14 protein-coding genes and 4 pseudogenes are annotated in these 20,702 nt (G+C 68.6%); 7 read left to right on the forward strand and 11 right to left on the reverse strand.

What is annotated here, in order from left to right; translation table 11 throughout:
• Positions 1-252: 252 nt before the first annotated feature.
• From OG373_RS04080 to OG373_RS04105, 6 genes and pseudogenes are all read right to left on the reverse strand, one after another.
• Positions 253-816 (reverse strand): hypothetical protein, encoded by a 564-nt coding sequence (locus OG373_RS04080; RefSeq protein WP_405435894.1) that lies wholly within the window; start codon positions 814-816, stop codon positions 253-255.
• A gap of 792 nt (positions 817-1,608) precedes the next feature.
• Entirely contained in the window at positions 1,609-2,523 is a 915-nt protein-coding gene (locus OG373_RS04085) for a peptidoglycan-binding protein (RefSeq protein ID WP_328787063.1), read from the reverse strand.
• A gap of 224 nt (positions 2,524-2,747) precedes the next feature.
• Positions 2,748-3,422: a heparin lyase I family protein gene (locus OG373_RS04090; protein WP_405435896.1), complete on the reverse strand. Its 675-nt coding sequence runs from the start codon at positions 3,420-3,422 to the stop codon at positions 2,748-2,750.
• A 610-nt stretch (positions 3,423-4,032) separates the two neighbouring features.
• Positions 4,033-4,788, reverse strand: coding sequence for a hypothetical protein (locus OG373_RS04095; protein ID WP_405435897.1), 756 nt, complete (start codon positions 4,786-4,788; stop codon positions 4,033-4,035).
• Positions 4,785-5,168 (reverse strand): protein kinase domain-containing protein, encoded by a 384-nt coding sequence (locus OG373_RS04100; protein WP_328787066.1) that lies wholly within the window; start codon positions 5,166-5,168, stop codon positions 4,785-4,787. Before OG373_RS04100 ends, OG373_RS04095 begins: the two co-directional genes overlap by 4 nt.
• 113 nt (positions 5,169-5,281) lie before the next feature.
• Positions 5,282-5,534, reverse strand: a pseudogene (locus tag OG373_RS04105) (transposase); the annotation flags it as partial.
• A gap of 751 nt (positions 5,535-6,285) precedes the next feature.
• Between OG373_RS04105 and OG373_RS04110 the strand changes: the two are divergent.
• Both OG373_RS04110 and OG373_RS04115 read left to right on the forward strand, forming a co-directional pair.
• Positions 6,286-6,620: pseudogene (locus tag OG373_RS04110) on the forward strand (IS5/IS1182 family transposase); the annotation flags it as partial.
• 306 nt (positions 6,621-6,926) lie between these two features.
• The gene (locus OG373_RS04115; RefSeq protein ID WP_328787067.1) at positions 6,927-9,122 is read left to right on the forward strand and encodes a LuxR C-terminal-related transcriptional regulator; all 2,196 of its coding nucleotides are present in this window, start codon (positions 6,927-6,929) and stop codon (positions 9,120-9,122) included.
• 173 nt (positions 9,123-9,295) lie between these two features.
• Here the strand turns inward: OG373_RS04115 and OG373_RS04120 are convergent, their stop codons facing one another.
• Positions 9,296-11,185 carry a ribosome-inactivating family protein gene (locus tag OG373_RS04120; RefSeq protein WP_328793172.1) on the reverse strand — a complete coding sequence of 630 codons (1,890 nt, stop codon included), beginning with the start codon at positions 11,183-11,185 and terminating at the stop codon, positions 9,296-9,298.
• A gap of 457 nt (positions 11,186-11,642) precedes the next feature.
• Between OG373_RS04120 and OG373_RS04125 the strand changes: the two genes are divergently transcribed.
• The 5 genes and pseudogenes from OG373_RS04125 (at position 11,643) to OG373_RS04145 (ending at position 14,610) form a co-directional block, all read left to right on the forward strand.
• Positions 11,643-12,167, forward strand: a complete 525-nt coding sequence (locus OG373_RS04125; protein ID WP_328787068.1) for a transposase family protein — start codon at positions 11,643-11,645, stop codon at positions 12,165-12,167.
• Between the two features lie 231 nt (positions 12,168-12,398).
• A complete protein-coding gene (locus OG373_RS04130) occupies positions 12,399-13,010 on the forward strand; it encodes a TetR family transcriptional regulator (RefSeq protein ID WP_328787069.1) in 612 nt (203 codons plus the stop codon).
• A 76-nt stretch (positions 13,011-13,086) separates the two neighbouring features.
• Positions 13,087-13,323, forward strand: a pseudogene (locus tag OG373_RS04135) (FAD-dependent monooxygenase); the annotation flags it as partial.
• Between the two features lie 68 nt (positions 13,324-13,391).
• Positions 13,392-13,700 (forward strand): hypothetical protein, encoded by a 309-nt coding sequence (locus tag OG373_RS04140; RefSeq protein ID WP_328793581.1) that lies wholly within the window; start codon positions 13,392-13,394, stop codon positions 13,698-13,700.
• Positions 13,701-13,992: 292 nt separating this feature from the next.
• Positions 13,993-14,610 carry a hypothetical protein gene (locus tag OG373_RS04145; RefSeq protein WP_405435899.1) on the forward strand — a complete coding sequence of 206 codons (618 nt, stop codon included), beginning with the start codon at positions 13,993-13,995 and terminating at the stop codon, positions 14,608-14,610.
• 54 nt (positions 14,611-14,664) lie between these two features.
• Here the strand turns inward: OG373_RS04145 and OG373_RS04150 are convergent.
• The 4 genes and pseudogenes from OG373_RS04150 to OG373_RS04165 form a co-directional block, all read right to left on the reverse strand.
• Positions 14,665-14,803 (reverse strand): annotated as a pseudogene (locus OG373_RS04150) (IS5/IS1182 family transposase); the annotation flags it as partial.
• Positions 14,804-15,131: 328 nt separating this feature from the next.
• A complete protein-coding gene (locus OG373_RS04155; RefSeq protein ID WP_405435900.1) occupies positions 15,132-15,440 on the reverse strand; it encodes a hypothetical protein in 309 nt (102 codons plus the stop codon).
• Positions 15,441-15,810: 370 nt separating this feature from the next.
• On the reverse strand, positions 15,811-16,215 hold the full coding sequence (locus OG373_RS04160; RefSeq protein WP_405435901.1) for a discoidin domain-containing protein: 405 nt from the start codon (positions 16,213-16,215) through the stop codon (positions 15,811-15,813).
• 103 nt (positions 16,216-16,318) lie between these two features.
• Positions 16,319-20,329 (reverse strand): beta-galactosidase, encoded by a 4,011-nt coding sequence (locus tag OG373_RS04165; RefSeq protein ID WP_405435903.1) that lies wholly within the window; start codon positions 20,327-20,329, stop codon positions 16,319-16,321.
• Between the last annotated feature and the right edge of the window lie 373 nt (positions 20,330-20,702).

Here is a 20,702-nt window from a genome sequence, read left to right on the forward strand (position 1 = left end):
GTCAGCAGGTCGGTCTCGGCGCCGGTGGTGGCACGCCGTGGGCGGGCACCGGCTGCTGGAGCTGGTAGTGGATCTGGCCGCCAGTGCCTGAGCCGCGCGCGGGGTGCCGAAGGCCTCGATGACGCGGCGCTGGATCTGCGCGGCCGCGACCGGGGCGAGCGCCTCGGGCAGGTCGGGAGGGGCCGGGGCGGGAAAGGCCAGGCGGTCCAGCGCGTCGTGTATGAGGTGCAGTTGACCCTCGCGCGCGGCCAGTTAGGAGGTCTCGGGGTGCAGCAGTTCAGGGTCGGTGAAGTAGTCGGTGCTGTCCTCGGCCGTGGTCGCGCGCGCTGTGCGGTCAGGTCCTCGACGGTCCTGGAGTTGCTGCGCCTCCTGCTCGCGCCCCGCGTGCGCGGCCGCGGAGTCGGCGCGGACGGCCTCGCGGGCCTGGGTCAGATGCGCGGCGCGGTGCGTCGAGGGCGGGGACGGTGACGCCCAACAGTGCGCCGTCGGATCGCAGGTCGCGCAGGTAGTCGGTGATGTCCGGCTCGAGGACAGCCGCAACTGCTGCGAGGGCGCTTCCCGCAGGGAGATCTGGCCGAGCAGCCAGTCGGCCGTCTTCGTGAGCGCCGGAACGTCGGCGGACAGGGATTCCACGGCGTACCGGTCCTCGATCAGCTCGGTGCGGGGGCGGTAGGCGCGCTCCAGCCGGTCGAGGAGGTCGAGGAGGTCGACGATCCTCAGCCCGGTGCTGACCACCAAGTCCGCAGGGGCCTCGCCCTGTTCGCCGGCGCCCTCCAGGCTCTGGGCTAATACCGTGGGCGGCGGGTAGCTGGCCACGGCGCGGCTTGCGACAGGTCCAGGCGGCGGCCGCGGCGATCCACCCGAGCCGAGGCCCTGTGGCGCTTCGGCGTTGCGCTGGTAGAACCAGCTGGCCAGCAGGTCGGTGAGCCGGGCCTCATCGGTGGCCGGGTCGTGCGCCAGCTGGCGGCCAGTTCGCCGGGAGTGTGCTCGCGCAAGCCGCCGGGATCGGCAGTGATGATGGCCAGTTGCCTTACTCGGTCGTCCAGTTGGAGCCAGCGACGCAGGGTCTCGTGCCGGCCGCGGGTGACCTCATGCAGCGCGATGCGCGTGAGGTCGGCGCCCACGTGGGCGATCCCGGTCTCCCCCACCCGGGGCGCCTCGGCCTCTGTCCACGCGGGAAAGCTCGCAGCACTGAGGCTGACTGATGGCCAGGTCCCTGGCGCGGTGCCTTGATCGCATCGAGGGATCTCAGTGCGGTGCACGTGGAGAACTGCGGACGAGATGGCTGAAGTCACGCTCGTCGACGCTGCGATGAGCTCCTCGCGTGCGGGCCGGCCGGAACCGGGAGCGGAGACTGCTGCTGACGACCGCCAAGGGTCCCTCGTCACGCAGAAGGGCGAGACGGGATCGGAACCTCAGCGGCTGGAGCATCGATGTGGCGCCAGTACTGAGGAACAGCAGGATCGTCCCGGCGGTCACAATTCGTCTCGTACGACCATCGCCGATGAAGCAAGGGGCCCTCGCCCGAACGAAGCGAGGGGCCGGCACGCGGCTGGCGCATTCAGCCCCGCTGTCTCGACTCGCCCACGGCGGTCGAGGCCCCGAGAGTCAGGTCGTCCTCGCTTCCAGCGCCGCTCTGGTTGCCCGACCGTAGACCGCTCTCTCGTCTCCTGTGATGCCGTAACGGTCCTGGAGTGCGCTCACCGCACGGGAGACCGGGCCGTTGTACTGCCCGTGTATGGGGCCGTCGTAGAGACCGAGCTGGGAGAGCCGGGACTGGAGATCGTTGACTGCGACACCTCTGTCGCCGCGGCGGAGAACGGGCTGTACGGCCGGGGGCTTTGCGGTAGCTGGTGGCACCGGCGTTCGACTCGGAGGTGGCGCCGCGGGCGCGGAATCTCGGGCAGAGCTGGCCGAGCCCGTCGCGTTGGGAGACTTGCCGGCTTCTGCGGAGCCGGTCGGTCGCGCCTGCGCGGACCGCTGGGGAGTGGCAGTGGCAGAAACCCCGCCGGGGGCCGGAGGGGGAGGCAAGCGGGGCGTGGTAGTGCTGTCGGCGGTTTTCTCGGTGGCCTCGTCGCCCGGCTCGACGACCTCCAGTGCGGTCGACGGATCCGGTCCCCTGCTGCTGGTCTCGTCCGACGAGTGCCATGCGGCGGCGGCAACGACGAGCGTCCCGACCACCGTGGCCACCGCAGTCACCAGGCGCGGGCGGTAACGCGGCGCCGCATGCCGAACGGGCTGCGGTCTCGACATGCTGACGGTGACTGTGGACGTGGAGCCGTGCATCACGATGAACACCGCGTCGCCCGACGGCTCGGCGAACTGAACCTTCGACAGTCGCAGTGTGTCCGCCGCCCCCGCCTCGCCGGACTCCGCGCGAGCCGTGACATAGGGCCTGATCCACTGGTCCGCGAAGTCGTCGGATTCCTCTGCCGGGTTCGCGGTGCCCCGTACGCGGTCCCCATCCCCACAGCAGGGGTACGGTTCGCCCCAGCCGCACCGATGTGCGTTCATTACTCTCATCTCAGGTCGATTACGTCCTTTGCCCCGCCGGCTCTGGTCCACCCCTCACCGAACGAGTCGAAACGTCATTTCCCGCCCGTACCTCAGGAGTACCCGCATCCGGCTCGGCGGGGTCCCCCGGACCGGCGAGGGCCGCTGGCAGGACTGAACACGTCCAGGTATCCGCCCAATTTAAGGTCACGAGTCAGGGGCCAGCGCCGCGGCACTGGCGGCGGCGATGCCGATCACACCGGTCGAGTCGGTGCTCGGGAGCGAAGACTTGTCCGTCTTCGTCTCCTGGGTACCGGGAGCGGTGTCGTCGATGAAGAGGACCGCCTCGGATGCTCCGGCCCGATGCTTCGGCCCCTTTCCGGGCTCCAGCCAGGGCGGTGGGCGCCGATCCTGAAGTGTGGCGGCTGCCCGCGGTGGTAGTTGTTGGCACCCTGGTGCGTGCCTACGCTGACGCCGTCCCGTGCGACGGTGATCGAACCGGGTGCATCGGCGGAGGACCATGTTATGTCGAAGGTCCACTGGTTCCAGTGGCCCAGACGTGCCGCCCCGAGCGGGTCCGGCTGCTGCCAGTCACCGGGGAGGTGGTTGGCGAAGTTGAAGCGATGACTGCCTGCGTCGAGGTTCTTGATGAACAGCTCGGATTTGAACGAGCCTCCGTCGTCGGGGATGTTGACGCGCGCGGCCTGCCCTGATTTCCCTCCGGGTGCGGTCCCGACGAGTACGCGGCCAGCGCCGTTGAGCGCCATGAACGGCAGCTTCTGGGAAGGCGACTCGAAGGTGCAGGAGACGGAGTCGGCGGCGGTGGCCGGGTAGGCGGCACCCACACCGGGGACCAGCAGGGCGGTGGTGCATGAGGTCAGGCGGCGGGCGGGGCGACCGGCGGGCGGCAGCGGCTTTGCGATGTGCATGGGCGTTTCCTTCCTCGTACGGGGCGGAGACTTCAGCCAGTGGCCGATGGGTGGCGGAAGACGAAACCGGGGAGTTGACCGGCGGAGATCGCGAGGGCAGGGAAGCCAATTCCTCGGGCCGACGCGGCCCGATACGACAGGACAGTCCTGGACCCCTCAGGCGCACCGTCGCGCCGCAGAGCCCACCCCCGGTACCGCGCTTCAGCCGCCCGCCCGGTGGTTGAGGATGCGTTGACCCTACTGCGCGGCGATGAAGGAGGACCAGTGAAGAATGCAGTCCGGTCTATAACGAACCGCTAACTACGCTTGCGAAGCGACCAGTTGGAGACCCGACGGTAGGCGAAGTCGCTCAACGGCCATGTCTCCGACGGTCCGGTGCCGATGCCACTCCTGATCCGGTACGGAGAAGCAGACGACGTAGGCGTGTCGGCCGCGTCCGCCATTGCCACCGCGGTCCGCGTAGCTCCCCACTTGAGTCACCTATGCCACACGGGCAGACCCGCATGCCGGGCCGCCGTACGCACCCGCCCGGATGCAGCGTCACAGCATCAGCGGCGACGCCCTGAAGCCACTCCGCGCCAGGATCGCCGGTGGTCGGCCGAAGGCCGGTTCACCCGCCGAGGCGGAGGCCGACGACGGCGGTGTCGAAGACGGGCCGGTACCGGCTCCACTGCTCGTCCGGTGCGGAGAGATGAACGACGTACTGCGTGCCGTCCGTGTCCGCGAACGCCACCTCCGCCACCTCCGCCACCTCCGCCACCCGGAAGTTCCGTACCCTGCCGTCGAAGGTGAACTCCCAGTAGCCGCCGGGGCCTCCGCGAACGGTCGTGGGCTCCATTCTCACCCGTACGTGGCCGGGGTTGTCGCGGCGCGTCTGCGCCTCCTCAATCGTGCGCCGGTGCTCCAGGACCGCAAGCCCGGACGGATCCACGTAGACGACCTCACCGCCATCCAGTTCCTTGCCCTTCCAGCCGTCGGGAACCGGCAGGGAGAGGCCACTGCTCTGGTGCTCGATGTGGTACCCGGGAGGCAGCGCCCGGGCACGCTCGGACCGGGCCGGCGTGGACTCGCCGCGTCGCTCGCGGGAGCCCGATGGGGTGCGTCGGCTGCGGCACGCCCGGACCGCCCGGACGGAGCTGCGCGGCGCTGGCGCCCGGTCCGGCGTCCACGGGGGGGCAGGGTCAGCGGCGTCAATCTCCGGCCGCGCGGAAGAACCCGCCACTACGGCCCCGGCCGCGGACTCGTCCTCACGGGGTGCGTCGGGCGCGGACGGGGCGAGGACGGCGGTTCCCGTCCCCGTTCCGGCCGCATGCCGCAGGTGGTCCTCGGTCTCCGACAGACTCGTGCGCCGCTCGGGCTCCTTCACCAGCAGCCCTGAATCACCAGGGCCAGGTCACCGGCGGCGCGCGGACGGTCGTAGGGATCGGCCGCGATGGCGTAGGCCATCTCGATCGGGTTGTCCCGGTCGCAGGGATGCCGGCCCTCGACCGCGCAGTACAGCAGCACGCCGAGGGACCACAGGTCGCACGCCGGCCCCAGCGGGACGCTGCGCAGCCGCTCCGGCGCGAGACAGGAGATCGAACCGAGGAGCTCACCGATCCGGGTCAGCGGCGACGTGCCGCTCTCCAGGGCGATCCCGAAGTCTGTGAGTACGATCCGGCCGTCGTGCCCGATGAGGACATTGGCGGGCTTGACGTCCCGGTGCAGCACACCGATGTCGTGGGCGGCGCGCAACGCGGCGGCCACCGCCAGGCCGATGCGGGCCCCTCGCCCGTGGGCAGCGGGCCCCGCTTGAGGACGTCGTCCAACGTGACCGAGGGTGTGTACTCCATGACGATGCACGGCAGGCCCTCGTCGTCCTCGGCCCGCAGCATCGCCGCGTCCGCCAGGCAGTCCCGGCCCGGAGCGACCGCGAGTGCGACATCCAGAAGGATCTTGCCCGGGTCGTGGAACGCCCGCGGTTTGCGCCACGGCGCCAATGCCTCCGATATCGCGCCGACCAGGCCGGACTTGCGGACCGTCGCCCAGCAGCACTGTCCCGGGCTGCGAGACCACCGAGCGGCCACCGTCCTCAACACAGACAGACGGATAGGACCCGATACGCTTCTTCACCTGGGAAGTGCTTCTTTCCTCGCCACGCACAGGACCCTCAGCAAGTCCTATCCTTGCAGGTCAGGAGCATGTTCTGTTTTCCCGATCGCCCACCGGACACCGCCCGTGGTGAAAGCCCGAGGCTAGAAGTGTGGCGGGAGCGGTGTGCCGACGGGCCGGTTTCGGCGAGCCGTCACCCTGTCGAGGGGAGGTCGAGGAGCGAGGTGTCGAGCGTGCACATGGGTGTAGTCCGCGCACGGAGACAGATCTTGCTTCCAGATGCTCCAATTGCGTAAGTTATGCGCAACCTCGATCACTCTGCGTCGGGGGTGGGGGTACGCCAAGACGTACCCGACCGTAGGCCTTCCGCCCCCACCGCCTGTCTCCCCGCCGCGCTACAAGCGCCGGGATCGCTATCAACTGCTTGCAGTTCACCGGGAGTTGACCGAAGCAGGCCAGCCCGGGACCTCATCGTCCGAGGGGCCGAAATTCGCGCCCACCGTCGTGCGCAGGTGACAGGACCAGTCAAACCAGGAGTCAAAGCATGAGACCTGTGCCCAAGGCGGCGCTGATCCGGGGTCGTGCGTGGCGGTGTCGGCGCCGGCCTACGCGTACTGCCCCCAGGGCCCAGACCCCGGCCAGTTGCACAACTCTGACATTACCCAGCCTGAGACGTCGAGCGACAAGCTCACGAAAGCGCTCGGCGTCGCCTCAACGGTACTCAGGTTCGCACCACTTCCCGACGACGGGGTCAAGCCCGGTGTGGGAGGGAAGCGCAAGGGTCTCGGGCGCGAACCTGCACGACAGCCAGGCCTGGCAACCCCTCGTGCGCGGCATCCCGCCGATCCGATCGCGCCGCGGACCACGTCGCTGCCGGCCGGCAAGCTCCACGGCTACCTCCACCTGCGCATATGGCTCCGCAGACGCGACATCCGTCACTGCATCGCCCGGAAGGGAATCGAACTGTCGACCCGGCCGGGCCGTCACCGATGGGTCGTGGAGCGGACGGTGCCCTGGCTCGCGGGCTGCCGCCGCTTACACTGCCACCACGCACGCAAAGCCGAACACCTCCTGGCGTTCACAGGCATCGCCGCAGCCCTCATCTGCTCATTGGAACCTTCAAGGGCCTTCCCAGTAGAGCGGGACGGAGATCCCTCTCCGCCTCACCCCTCGGATGGCGAACTCGCATGACTCGCGGACGATCGCCACTCCCCGGTGGAGCGACGTGCCGGCCCGGCACGATTCGCAGCCGCCAGTGAGATGCGACGACCGCGGACCCCGAACCAGAGAACAGGCAGGACGGCAGTGCGCACAGGACACGGGAATCTCCCCGCACATACGACCAGTTTCATCGGACGGCGGCAGGAGCTTGCGCTCGCTCGGCAACTGGTCGCCAGGAGCAGACTGCTGACCATGACCGGCCCCGCCGGCATCGGCAAGTCCCGCCTCGCTGTGCAGCTCGCCCACACACTCCAGCGCTCGTTCCCGGCCGGCACCTGGCTGATCGATGTGGCAGCCTTAGAAGCGGGGGAGGCTATCACCAGCGCTGCGTCGGCCATGTTCGGGCTGCGGCCCAGCCCCGACGGCCGGCCGATCGGAGCGCTGACGGAGTACCTGCGAGAGCGCCGGACGCTGATCGTGTTCGACAACTGCGAGCACCTTCTGCACGCCGTAGCGGTCCTCACCAGCGCCCTCCTTGAGGCCGCTCCCCACCTGCGGGTGATCGTCACCAGCCGGCAGACGCTCGGTGTGGACGGCGAGCAGCTGCTCATGGTTCCCTCGCTTCCGCCACCCGGGCCGGTCCTCCCGTCCACCAGACCGGCGGTACGCAACGACGCGGTGCGGTTGTTCACCGATCGTGCCATCTCCGTACTTGGGGCCTTCGATCCCTCGCCCGCCGATGTTCAGGCCGCTGCCGAAATCTGCCACCGCCTGGAAGGCGTTCCCCTGGCGATCGAACTGGCCGCCGCCCGCCTGCGGGTCCTTGCCTGCGACCAGATCCTCGACCGCCTGGACGACAGCTTCGCCTTGCTCACAGGCGGGAGCCGGGCCGCGCCGCCGCGCTTTCGCACCCTGCGGGCAGCCGTCGACTGGAGCTACAACCTCTGCAGCGATCAGGAACAGCGGCTCTGGGCGCGGATGTCGGTCTTCTCCGCCGGTTTCAATCTTGCTGCTGTCGAGGCGGTCTGCACGGACGAGTCCCTGCCTCGATCGGCCGTTCTCGACATGGTGGCGGGGCTGGTCGACAAGTCCGTACTCATCCGCGAGGAGCACGACCATCAGGTCTTCTACCGGATGCTGGGCACCATGCGTCAGTACGGGCAGCTGCGGCTGCAAGAGCACGGGCTGTCCCGGGACCTCGTGCGGCGGCACCGGGACCACTACCACGCCCTCGTTCGGCGGGCGGAAGCAGAATGGTTCACCGCGAAGCAGCCCGAGTGGTTGGTCCGTCTGCAGCGTGAACAACCCAACATCCGTGATGCGCTGCAATCCTGCCTCAACGAGCCAGGAGAGGCACGCAGAGGCATGGAGATCATCACCGCGGTCCGCAGTCACCGGTTGGGCATCGGCCACCTGCAGGAAGACCGCGCCTGCCTGGCGCAGCTGCTCGCGTTGGACACCGAGCCGAGCCCCGACAGGGCCAAGGCCCTCTGGACGGACGGCTGGCTGGCCCTCCTCACCGGCGATACGGCCGGCGGTGCGGTTCGAGCCGCCGAGTGCGGCGGCCTGGCCCGGGTTATGGGCGACCCTGGTACCCACGCCGCGGCGGGCCAGCTGGCCGGGCTCAGCGCGCTGTTCCAGGACGACTTCGTGAGAGCCATCGATCTCCTGGAAGATGCTCGTGCACGCTATGAGGCCCTCGGTGACGCCGGGGAATCGTGGACCACCCTCCATCACCTCGTCCTTGCCGCCTGCTTCGCCGGTGACCGGCGGGCTGCTGGCCTTGCCCAGGACTTGCTGGACCGGTGCGACACCCACGACATGCAGTGGGCCCGGCCCCACGCCTTGTGGGCCCTCGCCCTGAGGCACTGGCTGGCACAGGAGCCCGAGCAAGTCGTCACGATGCTGCGAGCGTGCCTTCGCGACGCGTTGCCCAGCCACGACCGGTTCCTGGTGGCCCGGTGCCTCGAGATGATGGCTTGGGCGCGGGCACGACAGGGCCACAGCAGGGAAGCGGCGAAACACCTGGGTGCCGCTCAAAGCTTGTGGCAGCAGACCTCCACCCTGTTTCCCGGCGTGGGGCAGTCTGCCGTCCACCATCTGGCCTGCGAGAGGGAGCTGCGGACCGCTCTGGGCGATGCCGCATTCGAGAAGCACGTCCGAACGGGCGCGGCCTCGAGCGTCCAGCAGGCTCTCGCACTGGCCCTGCTGGACGACCGAGTCCTCGCTCACCCCTTGCAGAAGGCCTTGCCCCCTCTTCTTACCGCCCGCGAGCAGCAAGTCGCCGGCCTGCTGCGGGAGGGGCTGTCGGACAAGCAGATCGCTGCTCGGCTCGTCATCTCGCCCCGGACCGCGCAGGGCCACGTACAGCGGATCCTGCTCAAGTTGGGCCTCACCCGCCGTGCACAGGTCGTTGCCTGGGTGCACGACCAGGCCCCGCGCTCTTGAGGAACCGTCACGCGCCTCACGCGGGTTGCCGAACAACCTTCACCGAACAAAACGCTCGTGGCCACCCACGGCAGAGCGCCCGGCGGTCCTGGTGACCACCGGGCGCTCTGTCCTGTCCAGATCTGATCAGCTGTCGGTTTGATCAGTCCTCGGAGTACGAGGTTGACTCGGCATCACAGCTCGTCCCGTCCCGCGCATGCCGTCCCACGGTCAGCGACGTACGACTTGTGCCAGAGCGCGTTGTCCGAACCGCGGACGAACACGTCCTCGCGTCCGTTCTCCGATGACACTGCCGCAGGTGTGCCGCGCAGAGTACCGTCGAGGCTCTCCCAGTCTGTCCAGGACTTGTTGTCGGTCCAACTTTTCACTTGCAGGTGTGTGTCGTTGCCATGGATGACGACGTCGAGTCTGTTCGGTGCCTGACTGACCACCGTCGGACTGTCGGCCAGGGCTCCTCCGAGGGACTCCCAGTCGGACCATGCGTCGTTGACGTACCGCTTGTGCCAGAGCGCGTTGTCCGATCCGCGGACGGATACGTCCAGGCCGCCGTTCTCCAGTGGCACCGCCACAGGTGCGCCGCTCAATTCACCTCCGAGGGACTCCCAGTTGGACCAGTTGCCATTGACATACCACTTGTTCCAGAGATGGTTGTCCGATCCGCGGACGAGTACTTCCATGCCGCCGTTCTTCAGTGGCACCACCGCAGGGGCGCCGCTGAATTCACCTTCGAGAAACTCCCAGTCGGACCAGTTGCCATTGACGTACCACTTGTGCCAGAGCGCGTTGTCCGAACCGCGGACGAATACGTTGAGGCTGTTGGGTCCCCGACTGACCACCGTCGGACTGTCGGCCAGGGCTCCTCCGAGGGACTCCCAGTCGGACCATGCGTCGTTGACGTACCGCTTGTGCCAGAGCGCGTTGTCCGATCCGCGGACGAACACGTCCAAGCGTCCGTTCTGCAGTGACACCACCGCGGGTGCGCCGACGATCGTGCCGCCAGGGGGCGCGCCGAGATCATCGTAATTCGACCAGGACACACCGTTGTAGGACTTCGTGTACAGATGGCCGTCCATGCCCTGGACGAAGGCGTCGAGACTGTTGGGTGCCTGACTGACCACCTTCGGGCTGTCGGCCAGGGCTCCGCCGAGGGACTCCCACGGGGACCAGGTCGGCGACGGCACCGACCGTTTGCATGTGTGGTCAATCGCGCGCGAAAGTGCTATCGCCAGTACCAGTGCAGCATCTTGGAAGGAGCTGTAGCTCCTCTGACCGACCACCTCCGGCTGGTGGTTGGGCACCTGACTCACGCGGGCTGCATAGTTGGAGAGGTGGGCCCAATTGTTTTCCTCGGTGAGGTATTCGGCGGGCAACCGAATTGCCGTGTCCGTTGAACCTGCCTGAGTGTGCATGAACTCCGAGATGTGATGGAAGCGTGCAGCCTCGGCAGTTATCGCGGCGACTTGGAGTGCGGCTCGGGCCATCCGTACATTGGTGACACCGGCTTCACCTCCGTCGTAGTTGCGCAAGTCGCTGAGTGCACTCAGCATCGACTCGGAACTGTAGCCCAGTTCACTGCGACCTACGCCTGCCATGCGCTCCAGGGCGGTATAGTCGCCTCCCGTGGGCAATGCTTGCGGCACGCTTGCATGAGTGAACTGGCCGACTTGCTCGACATCTCCTGCGAATGCGTAAGTCTGTGCGCCATGGGCATGTGATCGGAACCCGATGAGGTACATGGTCCCTGCGTTGAAATAGAGACTGAAATGTTCGTCATCGGCAAGGCCCACAACGATCTCGGTGTTGCCTTGACTCGTGCGATACATGGAGCCACGATATGCGCTGGCCGTAGCACGCAGTCTGGTGATCATGAGTTGATAGTTGTGCGCACGGACCGATGCACTGTCCGTCCTGAAGTAGCGCCAGTTCACGCTGTGATCAGTGACTGCCATAGCCGGTGGCGACCAGGCGAGCGATCCGCCCAAGAGCGTGGCGACTAGTGTCAGCAGCGTCAGCACGGCAGTCAATGGACGACCCGTCCTGACGGCCGCACGATATTCGATCATCTTCACCTCGATTGATCGTGGATGGAGGAGAACGACGGGCTCGGGCAAGGAACCAACGTGGATTCGCCGAGCCCCGTGCGCAGTCCCCATATGCAGGGCGCATCTGAGTCTCAGTCCCGCCGAGACGGCCCGGACAGCGTGAAACTACCTGCCGGATACCTGTCTCTCGGCGACCGCGGGACGCCACCGTTACGGTCTGAACCTCACCATCCGATCCATCACCCCCCGCACCGGCCCCGCTCTCAGCCTCACCATTCCTCCGCAGCCGATCGAGGTCTGGGTCCGCACACCCTGACCGACCCGCACCACTCCTGCGGTCGACGGCAACCTGCATGATGACTGAGGTCTTTCAGGGTGGCCACCGATCGGGTGACAGGCACTGTGGCCAGAACGCACAAGGCTCCAGTGCCGTTGAGAGAGCTGTTCGAAGCCTCAACCCAGCGGCGCAGGAGCCTTGTTGGTGCCTCATCCTGCCGCACTCGACCTTCCCCATGCGCTCATCGAGTGGGTCACGATGCTCATCGTCACCCGCGAGGGTGACCGCCTCGGCGACGGCCGCGCCGACTACTCGGCCAAGCACCGCCGACACGGGGTGGACGTGCAGGTGGTCACGGACCCTCACGGCGAGGTGCTGTGGCTGTCGCCGGCCGTGCCGGAGCACTGCCATGACCTGACCGCGGCCCGTACCCATCGGATCATCAGGATCTGCGAGCGCCAGGGGGTGCCGATCCTGGCCGATCGCGCCTACATCGGTGCCGGCGCGTGGGTGACCACACCGGCCAGACAGCCTGCCCGAGGCAAGCTGTCGCTCACCCAACGGGCCGTCAACCGGGCGCTGCCCAAGGCACGAGCCCCAGTCGAGGGTGGAGTTGCCCGTCCGAAGTCCTGGCGGATCTTCCGACGGGCACCGTCCAGCCCGAATCGAATGACGTCAATCGCCGCAGCCGTACTCACCCTGGAGCGTCGCTTCTACTGGGCTTGAGGGGCGATTGGATGCGGAAGACGCCAGGCTTTTCCCGGTCAGAAGCATGAACCCTCCTATGCCTGATGTGCGACAGGTGTCGTGCACGGAGGCGGCTGGATGCCGCTCGAGGGCCTGTCGGCGCGTTGGGGCGGCCACTGCCTCATCCAGTCAGAGTCGGCAGATCCCCGCCCAGACAATTGCGTGATGCGAATAATTGCGCATCACGCAGATTCCGCTAACGTGAGTGGCATGAGTGGTCTTCGGGAACGGAAGAAGGAAGCCACGCGCGCAGCGCTGAGCTGGGCCGCAGTCCGGCTCACCGTCGAGCGCGGGTGGAGAGCGGTCAAGGTGGAAGACATCGCCGCGGCGGTCGGGGTGTCTCCGCGCACCTACAACAACTACTTCTCCAGCAAGGCCGAAGCGATTGCGTTTCGCTACCTTGAGCGCTCCTTGCGGCTCGCGGCGGAGCTGCGTCACGGACCGCCCGGCGAGCCCCTGTGGGAGGCAATCACTCGGGCGGCACTACGGCAGCTGGAGCCTGGCCCTGAGGTGGAGCACATGCCACCCCAGGAGCCCGATGAGTGGGCGGCCGGTCTGCGGGTGATGTTGGCCGAACCCGCGCTGGAGGCCGAGATGCTGCGGGCGAGCAAGATTGCGGAGAAGGAGCTTGCCGCAGCGATCGCTGACCGCACGGGCACGGATCCCGGGTCCGACCTCTACCCTCGCCTGGTGGCCGCGAGCGTGATGGCCGCGAACAATGTCGCCCTCGAGCTGTTCGTGCAGGGCGGCACGGGCGAGCCGATGGAGGTTCTGCTGCCCCGGGCTCTGCGCATGGTGGCCACCGGACTTCCCACTCCGTAGGCCCCTCCTTTCCACCCTGAACAGGGGCTGCTGCTTGCAGCCCCTACGCCGCTATTCCCCAGAAAGGAGGATTGTCATGCTTGATGTAGTAATTGTCGGTGGCGGCCCGAACGGGTTGATGCTCGCCTGCGAGGTGGCACTGGCTGGGGTGCGTCCGGTTGTGCTGGAGCGTCTCGCCGGCCCGAAGACCGAGCCCCGGGCGAACGGTCTGGTCGGTCAGGTGGTGCGCATGCTCGACCGACGTGGTCTCTACGCACGCATCAGCGGATCCAGCGAGCCGCCCCGACCCGCGCCCCGCTACATGTTCGGCGCGTCATCGCGCCCAAGAACGGCACCCACGGGATCGCCGAGATTTCGGTCGACGGCGCAGCCCCCACCCAGGTGGACCTGTACGCCCCCGCCAAGCAGTACCAGCAGACGGTGTTCGAACGCACCGGTCTGCCCGACGGCGAGCACACCGTGACCGTCAAGGTCACCGGCAACAAGAACGCCTCGGCCACCGACAGGTACGTGGTCATCGACGCGTTCGAGACCGTGGAGTCCGACCCGTACGCGAGCGCCCCGGGCGTCGATCTGATCGTCAGCGCGCAGATCAACTACCCGGACCTCGACTGGGGCAACTACATCGACCCGGCGATCACCCTGCAAGCCGACTGGTCAGCGACCGCACGGCTGCGCCTGCTCCCCTGACCGACGGCGCGGGACCGGTGCCGGGACGGGCGAGCACAGCACCCGCCCGTCCCGGCACCGACGGACAACACCAGCCTGGGCGGCGGCTGAGCTCGCGCATGGCCTTTGTCTACCGCTCTTCCGCCTCCGCGATGGCAGGTCGACGAGGCGTGGCGGCGCAGGTACGAACCTGGCCGGCCGTCACGTCTTTCGCAGAAAGTTCCCAGGGTTCAGGTCTGCAACCCGAGCACCCGGGCATGCGGGAGTCAACAGGAAGCAACAGGAACCGACAATCTCGCCCAGGAGGCAGATCATGCCACGTTGCATCATCCTTCCCGCCGCTCTCGCCCTCGCGGCCACCACGTCCCTGCCCGCCACCATAGCCGCGGCGGCCCCGACCACCGCCGCTGCGGCCGGGGCCGTCGCACCGGCCATGCAGTGCCCGAGCGGGTGGGACAGCCCGGCCGAGGGCCGTTCCACCGGCCAGGTCCCGGAGCTGCGTGGCATCAGGCGCGGCGAACACCCCTGCTACGAACGGCTGGTGTTTGACGTGCCGGGCAGCTCGTCCGCCAACCCGGTGGGCTATCAAGTCCGTTACACCGACGCCCTCCTCCAGGACGCCTCCGGCGATCCCCTGCCGGTGCGCGGCGGCGCGGTCCTGGAGGTGATGGTGGACTCGCCCGCCTACGACCGGCAGACCATGGCCCCCACCATCCCCGGCCGGAGCGGGCAGCCTCTGCCCGGCGTGGACGTCACCGGCTACCGCACCTTCCGGGACACCGTGTTCGGCGCGAGCTTCGAGGGCCGCACCCAGATCGGCCTCGGCCTGCGCGCCCGACTGCCCTACCGGGTCCTCCAGCTCGACGACCGACTGGCGGTGGACGTCGCGCACACCGGGAACGGCAACCCGGCCACCCCCACGCAGAACTAGGCCGTTTCCTGCGGAGCACCTCGCTGACCAGATGAACATGGCGGCGAGGTGGAGTCAGGCGACGTAGATGGTGGCGGCCTTGTCGCATCGGGTGGCCAGGCCGCGCCACTGTTTGAGCTTGTTGATGCAGCGTTCGACAGTGTCCGCTGCTTGTATGCCTCACTGTCGAGGGCCGGGGGCGGCCGCCGAGTCGCACCCGCCCGCAGGACAACCCCAGCGCCCACCGCTCCTTCCACCCGCAGAAGTACGCCCACGCCAAGGGCCCCGGCAGAGAGGTCTCCGAGGAAGAGGCGGGCAACCCCACGGCAAGCCCTCCAAGAGCATGGGCATCCGCGGCGAAGACCAGGAGAAGGGCACCGGCGAGAAGGGAATGCACGACCCCGGCGCGCGCGGCCGCTCACAGCGCCCCAGCGGAGACACTTCCGCCACCACTGGTGTGGATCCCCGAGGCCACCCTGGTACGCGAAGCGCCGGACAGGGATGAACGCCCGCGGGCCTTGCTCGACAAGACCAGAGCCTCGCTAGACGCCGGACAGCCATCCGGCACCGAAATCCAAGAGATCACGAGCGCGCTGCGCCCGCTCCTCGATCAGCCGGCGGAGGCCCGCCACCGCGTACCGCTCGCCGGTGGCCGAGCCGCGCCCGCGAATGCCCGCGACATCAGCCAGGAACTGCTGGGGCTCGGGCTGCCGGCCGTCGACCAGGACACGCAAGCCCAAGCTCTCTGCCCGCCGGTGCAGGGCCAGGAGATGGAGCAGGCCGTCGGCGTCCATGGACATCGCGCCGTGAAGGTCGACCATGAGGTCCCGCTCACCGGTGACGTCATCCAACGCCCGCTGGAATTGCCGCGCCCGCATCTTCGTCTAGCGCCCCGATGACGCTGCCCAGGACCGTGCCGTGGCGCTGAACGTTCGTGGTGATCAATGCGCCCTCCTTCTACCCGGGGCGAGAGGGCCCACGGGCTCCCCATCCTGGCGCGGCGTTCCCCCGGACACGGGTGCGAGGCTCGCTGAGACTCCCACACCAACCTGGACAGCGGCGGCTGTAACGGGCATCGCGTCAAAGTGCCAAGTGGGAGCCGAAGTCACGACCCTGGGACACCGCCCTCACCCGCGACCGGCTCGTGGCCGTAGCCTCCGGACGGTCGGCGGGCGCCCGTCCGGGGCGGGAGCAGGGTGCCGCGGGCCCGGACGGGTTCGGTCACTGGATGGTGATCTCAGCGGCGGAGGTGAATCCGTTGACTCCTGCCAGGGCGGTCGGCCCGACGTACTTCGCCTGGGCAGCCGGCAAGGTGGCGGACTTGGCCGTTGCCGTGTTCGCCCAGGTGCCGCTGGCCACCTGGGTGAAGTGCACTCCGTCGGTGCTCGTAGAAACTATGTAACGGGTGATCCCCCCGTTGGGTGTGCCGTCCTGCCTCGGCAGGTAGCCGAGGCCCGTCACGGGCTGGGTCTGGCCGAGTTGAAGGGCGATGTCGTGCGGGCCGGGGCGGGTGGCGGACCTCCACTGGGAGGGCCACATGACCGGGGTGCCGAGCTTCACGCCGTCGAGCGCCGCGGTCACCTTGGAGCCCTGAGCAGTAACGCTCAGTCTGTGCCAGGAGCACACGCCAGTCTCTTTGAGATCTTCGAATCAGCGGGGACGGCACACGGACATCCAGGAGTGCCCGGCGGCCGTCGGCCGCCGGGCACTCCTTTCTTCAGGGATCCGGTCAGCTGCAGTGCAACTGTGCGGCGGCCCAGTCGGCGTGGTCCTTGCCCGTGCCGTCACCGCCGTCGGCGGCCACCAGTTCCAGCACCTTGGCGCCGGTGATGTCGACGTCCAGCCTCGTCGGGCCGGTGGCGTGGGTGAGTACGGGGGTGGTCGTCAGGGTGCGGCCGTCGGCGCGGACCGAGAAGGCCACCGAGCCGTGGTCGGCCTCGTCGTCGATGCCCACCGTAGCGGTCAGCCGGGTGCAGTGGCCGTCCAGATTCAGCCCCACCACACTTGATGCGTGCGTTCCCAGGCCCGTAGCAAAGGTCTTGCCGTTGAGTGAGAGTGTTCGCCCGTCTCCGGCGCCGGCCTCGCCGTTGCTCGTGTTCCGCTCCACCGGACCCCAGCCGTTGGCCGAGTAGTAGAACGGCAGGGCACTGACGGCGGTGTCGGCGGTCGGGGGCTCTACCGCGGTGGCCGGAAGGACCTTGCGGGTGTCGGCCAGGTGCCTCACGCCGCCCTGCTGGAAGTCAGCCGCTGCGGTGAGTGCGGAGAACTGCGGCAGGGTGCCTGCGGGGGCGGTGACCTGATAGGTCGCGGTGACCGACGTGCCCGGGGCCACCGTGGCATCGGCGACCGCCGTCGCCGGGGTGACGGTCCAGCCGGTCGGTGCCCGCAGGGTGATGTCGGTCGCGGTGGCGGAAGTGACGCCGGCCGGCACGGCCAGCGTGGCGGTGACGGTGGTCTGCTCGGCCGGCGCGAGGTGCTCCGGTGCGGCGAGCGCCAGCTTGGCTTTCGGGGAGGCGGACGCGTAGGTGGCGGCCTGGTACTGGGGGGCGGCCACCGGGCCCGTCGTGAGCGGGGAGAGCTGGGTGCCGTAGGACTCCAGGGAAACGGCGCCCAGGCCGCCGGTGGTGCCGTCGGCGTTCCACACCGCGAGGGCGATGGAGTTGGCACCGTTGGGGTTGAGGATGCCGTTGGGGATCGGGAAGCTGTGCTGCGGGCCGAGGTCGTTGATGTACCGGCCGAGCTGCCAGCCGTTGACGAAGATCAGTGCCCGGTAGTGGCGTGACGGGTCGTCGGTGATGCGCAGCCCCACCGAGGTGTCCTGGCCCGCGGGGAGGTCGAGGTGCGCCGAGGTGCGGTACCAGGTGACGCCCGGGGTGGTGTTGTTGGTCGGCAGGGTGACGGGTGACCACGTGGTGTCGGGGAAGCCGGGCAGCGACCAGCCGGAACGCTCGCCGTAAAGGCCTCCGGTGTTCATCGGGCCGCGGGCCGGGTCGATCAGGGTCTCCCCGCCGCGGCTGCCCTGGATGCGCCAGGTGACCGCGGTGGTCGGTGCGCCGACGAAAGCGGCACCGGTCAGGCCGCGTGCCTGCTTGTGGGAGTCGTTGGCCGTCCAGTCCTCGTTGTGGCCGGAGTTCTCCAGCAGCACCGAGAGCACGTTGTCCGCGCCGTCCTTGAGGCTGCCGGCGGGGAAGGCGAACCGGTGGTGGCGGTCATCGGTGCTGCCCAGGAAGGTGCCGTTCAGCCAGACCGAGTAGATGCCGGCGGGGCCGGTGATCGCGGACAGGTCCACGGCGTTGGTGCCGGGCATGCCCTTGAAGTGCGCCCGGTACCAGACGTCGCCGTAGTGGAAGCCGTACTCGTCGGTGAACAGCACCGGGAGCGTGTCCGGGGTGGTCGTGCTCTGGGAGGTGAGCTTGTCCGCGACCGTCCAGGTGCTGTCGTCGAAGCCCGGCTGCGCCTCGGGATTCTCGGCGGACTTCTTCCAGCCGGTCAGTGCGGGCAGGGAGACCGCGGTCGGGGCCTTGAGCCGGCCCGTTCCCGAGCCGCTCGACGTGGTCGTCAGGGCGAGGGCACGGCCGTTCCAGGTGGTCTTCGCGAAGGAGCCGGCGAAGACCTCGACAGCGCCGGCGGTGGCGGAGTCGCCGGTGAGTGCCAGCGTGCCGTCGGCGGCGGTGGTGGCGCCGCGCAGCAGCGAACTGCCGCGTACCAGCACGGGGCCGGCCGCGCTCTGGGCCTGCCAGAACGTCTTGGCGGTTGCGGTATCCCCGATCAGCAGCAGCAGCGGTCGCTCTCCGCCCGTGACGAGCACCCGGGCCAGGCCGGAGTGCTGGTAGTTCAGCCGCAGGTCACCGGTGGTCGCGTTCCAGGTGAACGGCACGTTCCCGCTCAGCACCTTCACGGTCGGCTTCGTCGGGAAGTTGAGCACCGTCTCGCCGGACTGCCCCTGGCCGCCGTAGAGCACCGCCAGGTCACGGCCGCCGATGGTGGTGCTGGTCATCAGCTCCGAGGTGGAGTACTGCAGCCGGCTCGCGCCGAGCTGGTAGCCGGCCACGAGGGTCTTGGACTCCCTCCCCGCCAGCGTGATCGCGGTTCCCGCCTGCTGCGGGACGGACGGGTAGTTTCGCGTGGCCCCCGTCGGCTCGTCGACGGCGTCGACCGCGACGAAGGCGCCGGAGGCCGAGGCGTTCTTCTGCCCGGTTGCGACGATCTTCAGGGTGTGTGCGGCGTCGGACAGGTCGTTCGCCGAGAACTGCACCTGCTGCGGCACGACCGTGGTCGAGTAGCCGTCCACGGTGGCCACCTTGGTGCCGTCGATGTAGACGTCGGCCAGGCCGTGGTTGGGTGCGGTCGATGCGATCCAGCGGACCGACTTGCCGGTGAACGGTACCGAGACGCTCGCGCCGGCGGTGTCGGCCCAGGACTCGGTCTGGCGGTAGTCGTTCTTCGCGTAGTCCTGCTCGGCGCCGACATGGGTCCAGCCCGCGCTGTAGGCGAGGCGACTGTCCTGGTCGTCGAAAGTGTAGGCGCCCTTGGTCAGGTCGACCGCGATGTGCGCGTTGACGGTGCCGGTGGACTTGACGTCCGCCTGCCGCAGGAAATGGAACTGCGTTCCGTCGTCCGGGTTCCGGCGGACCGTCTGCACCACGTCCTGGGTGCTCGGGGCGGCGTTGGCCACCTGGTCGGTCTTGTTCAACGACTGTGCGGTCCGGAGGAAGGAGCCGATCAGCTTGATCTGCTGGTACTTGTCGGTGAGCTGGCGGGGCTCGCTGATCGCCGCACCGTAGTCGTAGGAGGTGTAGACCATGTTGGGGTCGGCCTGCCAGCCCCAGGAGGTACCGCCGTAGGCCATGTAGAGGTTCTGCATGGTCGCCCCGACGGCGAGGTTGTTCTTGTAGAAGACGTTGGCGAAGTCGGCGCCGGTCAGCTGGTGGCACTTGTCGTATCCGGGGCCACCCCACGGGTCGAAGGACCCGCCCTGGAACTCCGCGGTGAACAGCGGGGAGCCGGGCGCGCGGGGGTAGCCGGCGATGTTCGGCAGGTCCCTCCACTGCGTGGGGTTGGAGCAGTTGAACCCCTGCGGGTAGGAGTCCACGGCGTCGATGTCCACCGCCCCCGGACCGGTGGCGAACGCTTGGTTGTGGTTACCGGTGAGCGGCACGGTGATTCCGTGGTCCCGCGCGGCCTTCTCCAGGTGGGCCATGTAGGCCCGGCCGTCGTCGTTGTTCCTGTAGTACTCGTTCTCGATCTGGTAAGCGATGATCGATCCGGTCCCGTTGGTGAGCTGGTGGCGAGCCAGGATCGGGTCGATGTGGTTCAGCCACTCGTCCGCCGCGGCCAGATACGCGGGGTCGGTGCTGCGCGCCGAACCCGGCAGGGTGTCGACCCAGGCCGGGAATCCGCCGCTGTCGAGCTCGGCGTTGATGTACGGGCCGGGCCGGGCTATCACGTAGACGCCCTCCTGCGCGGCCATGTCCAGCAACTTGTCGACGTCGCGGATGCCGCTGAAGTCGTACACACCGGGCTTGGGCGAGTGGTAGGCCCAGTCGAAGTAGATGGAGACGGTGTTGAAGCCTGCCGCCTTCAACTTCTGCAGCGTGTCCCGCCACAGGTCCGGACTGGGCAACCGGTTGTAGTGGAACTCACCGCTCCAGATGTAGGTGCGCTTCCCGTCGATCATCATCGAGTAGCCGTCATAGGTCACCGTCTGGGAGCCGCTGATCGCGCGAGCGGCAGCCGGCATGGCTGTGACGGTGGCGGCGGGGGTCGCTCCGGAGGCGGGCTGGGCGGCGGCCGCGCCGCCGGCCGTTAAGGCCAGCGTGACGGCCGCTACCAGCGCTCTGCGCGAGCGGCGACCGGGGGGCCTGGGAGGGGATTGACTGAGCATGGTGCGGCTCCTGAACTGGGCGTGGGGGCGACGCCGTGCGGAACACGGCCCCGCTCGGGTGGTTCCGTCGATCCTCAGCAGCCGTCCGCCTGCTCCGTCGGGCCTGCCGCCAGTCACCGTGTCAGTGCGGCGACCGGTGAGTGGAGTAGCGGATCTGACGGACAGCCACGAGGCCGAACCGGCTGGTTCGCGGCGATTCCCCTGCTCCAGCCCGGTTCGCGGACAGGCG

The organism is Streptomyces avidinii, assembly GCF_045161815.1.
GTDB classification, from domain to species: domain Bacteria; phylum Actinomycetota; class Actinomycetes; order Streptomycetales; family Streptomycetaceae; genus Streptomyces; species Streptomyces avidinii.

What these genes read in the sequence shown, in the direction of transcription:
- OG373_RS04085 (WP_328787063.1), bottom strand. Translation starts at nt 2,523, where the DNA reads ATGAGAGTAATGAACGCACATCGGTGCGGCTGGGGCGAACCGTACCCC.
- OG373_RS04090 (WP_405435896.1), bottom strand. Translation starts at nt 3,422, where the DNA reads ATGCACATCGCAAAGCCGCTGCCGCCCGCCGGTCGCCCCGCCCGCCGC.
- OG373_RS04115 (WP_328787067.1), top strand. Translation starts at nt 6,927, where the DNA reads ATGACCGGCCCCGCCGGCATCGGCAAGTCCCGCCTCGCTGTGCAGCTC.
- OG373_RS04120 (WP_328793172.1), bottom strand. Translation starts at nt 11,185, where the DNA reads ATGATCGAATATCGTGCGGCCGTCAGGACGGGTCGTCCATTGACTGCC.
- OG373_RS04130 (WP_328787069.1), top strand. Translation starts at nt 12,399, where the DNA reads ATGAGTGGTCTTCGGGAACGGAAGAAGGAAGCCACGCGCGCAGCGCTG.
- OG373_RS04145 (WP_405435899.1), top strand. Translation starts at nt 13,993, where the DNA reads ATGCCACGTTGCATCATCCTTCCCGCCGCTCTCGCCCTCGCGGCCACC.
- OG373_RS04165 (WP_405435903.1), bottom strand. Translation starts at nt 20,329, where the DNA reads ATGCCGGCTGCCGCTCGCGCGATCAGCGGCTCCCAGACGGTGACCTAT.